Genomic DNA, 2,253 nt, shown 5'->3' on the forward strand with positions numbered 1-2,253 from the left:
TATCCACGTAACGTTTCACTCCTTCTCTAATGTCGTGTCTCACATCGTTAACCTCCTCGATTAAGATGTGATTAATGGTATCAAAAAATGTAGGAAAACCGACAACGATCTCGCCGCCCTTTTCCTACATTTTATAACCGCCGTTTACATTTAGGTGTTATTTCACCAGGACTTCTGATTCTTTTTGCTGTTATGTATTTCGATATTATGTTGAATGTTGGTCTGTTTGATCCATTATGTCAGTTCTTTATACGTAAAGCTAAAGGCGATCCACTCAAAGTTACAATGGCAACGGTGTTGACCGCAACAGTAGTGACAATGAATGGTGATACGACGACAACAATTATCATTTGTACAGCTGCATTTCTTGAGCTTTATCGATCGATGAACATGCGAATGCTTAATCTAGCAATTCTTATTGTGACTCCTATTGGTATTTTTAATCAGTTGCCATGGGGAGGACCAACAATTTCTGCTAGTACTGCACTTGGTGTTCCCGTTAATGTTTTATTTAAAGCATTATTACCAGGTATGCTAGTTGCGGAAATATTTGCTATTGGATTAGCTTATTATTTTGGTATCAAAGAGCGAAAACGACTATGTTGGTGTATTGAAGATAGTAAAAACATTGATGATCGTATCATTGAAAGAATGGTAGACTCCATTCGGAAAAAAGATCCAGAATTAAAACGACCACAATATTATTGGTTTAACTTAATCTTAACGCTTGGTATTTTATATTTATTGATCGCTGGTGTTGCACATGGGGCAATTTTATTCATGATTGGTACAGCAATTGTGTTAACAGTTAACTATCGAGATGTGGCGACGATAACAGAGCGAATTGAAGCAGTGGCAGGCGATGCTATGGGACCAGCATTAGCAACGTTTGGCGCGGGTGTCTTTTCTGGGATTTTAACTGGTAGTGGTATGGCAAGTGGCCTGGCACAGGGGATTACAATGATTATTCCAGATAGCTTGGGAGTACATATGGCACCGATTTATGCAATAATATCGGCACCGGCTATTTGTTTCTTACCTCAAGATGCTTTTTATTTTGGGATTGCCAAAGTTATTTCCAAAGTTATGATCGGTTTTGGAATATCGCCAGTCCAAGCTGCTGTGGCTTCGATGATTGGGCAATCATTTAGATTGATTTCGCCGGTCATTCCCGCATTGTACATGTTAACTGATTCAACTAAACTAAATTTTGTTGAATTTCAAAAAGGCTATGTTAAATATTGCTGGCCATTACTGTTTATTTATATGATTGCGTATGCGCTTACTGGAATGCTACCAATTTAAGAAGTTAAGCCGTTAAGCTAATAAATAAGGCTTAGCGGCTTTCTTTATGGCAGAGAGGATGGTGGAAATAATCAATTTATGGGCTAAGTTATTTAAACACAAAGTGACTACAAACCCAATTATCGGAATTGAATTAACTAAACAGGCAACTTATCAGCCAGTTGCCAAATATATTTCAGTTGATCAACAACAAACCAAATTAATTGGGCTAATCGCAAGTACACTTGCTGCTGGAAGCCAAACAGATAGCCAATTTAAGGTAAAAAAAGTTAGACAGATAAATCCAGAGTATTGTTTAATGGCATTATTGGGCAGCACGTTTGCGGCCGCGGAACAACCAAAATCACAGTTTCGGATCAATAAAATTATGAAAAAGATAGAGTAGGTTAGTTTTCGATTGAATTTTTATAAATTTTGAAATAGAGAAGAGGAATTTAAAATCATGTTACGAAAATTTAAAATTACCGTTGACGGTACTGAATATTTAGTTGAAATGGAGGAAATTGGTGGCACGGCACCAGCTGCGCCAGTCGCGGCACCCGTTGCCCCACAACCAACCGCCGCTGCGCCCACACCTGAACCCGCACCAGCCGCAGCGCCTGCACCCGCCAATGTTGCTGGCGACGCTTTACCGGCACCAATGCCTGGTTCGATCTTGAAGCTCTTGGTCAACGTTGGCGATGAAGTCAAAGAAAATCAGCCCTTATTGATCTTAGAAGCCATGAAAATGGAAAACGAAGTTGTTGCGCCGCATGCCGGTAAAGTCGCTGCTATCAGCGTGGTCCTAGGCCAGAATGTTAATGCCGGCGATGCGTTGATCACCATTCAATAGAAAAGGTAGGTTTATAATTTGGAAACACTACTACAAGGCATTACGTCGATCACTTGGCAAGAAGTTGTGATGATGTTGATCGGCGGGCTATTAATTTATTTAGGCATCAAAAAGGA

Annotated in this window: 3 protein-coding genes; all 3 read left to right on the plus strand. The window is 39.9% G+C overall.

All coding sequences use genetic code 11. The annotated features are described in order from the left end of the window. Nucleotides 1-159: 159 nt before the first annotated feature. The 3 genes from EKM76_RS13130 to EKM76_RS13140 are packed head-to-tail and all read left to right on the plus strand — an operon-like array spanning nucleotide 160 to nucleotide 2,137. Nucleotides 160-1,305 (plus strand): citrate:proton symporter, encoded by a 1,146-nt coding sequence (locus EKM76_RS13130; RefSeq protein ID WP_225417950.1) that lies wholly within the window; start codon nucleotides 160-162, stop codon nucleotides 1,303-1,305. Between the two features lie 46 nt (nucleotides 1,306-1,351). Beyond that, the gene (locus EKM76_RS13135; RefSeq protein ID WP_125551005.1) at nucleotides 1,352-1,690 is read left to right on the plus strand and encodes a hypothetical protein; all 339 of its coding nucleotides are present in this window, start codon (nucleotides 1,352-1,354) and stop codon (nucleotides 1,688-1,690) included. 57 nt (nucleotides 1,691-1,747) lie between these two features. Then, complete coding sequence (locus EKM76_RS13140; RefSeq protein ID WP_125551006.1) at nucleotides 1,748-2,137, plus strand: acetyl-CoA carboxylase biotin carboxyl carrier protein subunit; 390 nt, start codon at nucleotides 1,748-1,750, stop codon at nucleotides 2,135-2,137. Nucleotides 2,138-2,253 lie beyond the last annotated feature (116 nt).

Source organism: Loigolactobacillus zhaoyuanensis (assembly GCF_003946385.1).
GTDB lineage: Bacteria > Bacillota > Bacilli > Lactobacillales > Lactobacillaceae > Loigolactobacillus > Loigolactobacillus zhaoyuanensis.

Coding starts and splice junctions, on each gene's coding strand:
- EKM76_RS13140 (WP_125551006.1), top strand. CDS start 1,748: ATGTTACGAAAATTTAAAATTACCGTTGACGGTACTGAATATTTAGTT.
- EKM76_RS13135 (WP_125551005.1), top strand. CDS start 1,352: ATGGCAGAGAGGATGGTGGAAATAATCAATTTATGGGCTAAGTTATTT.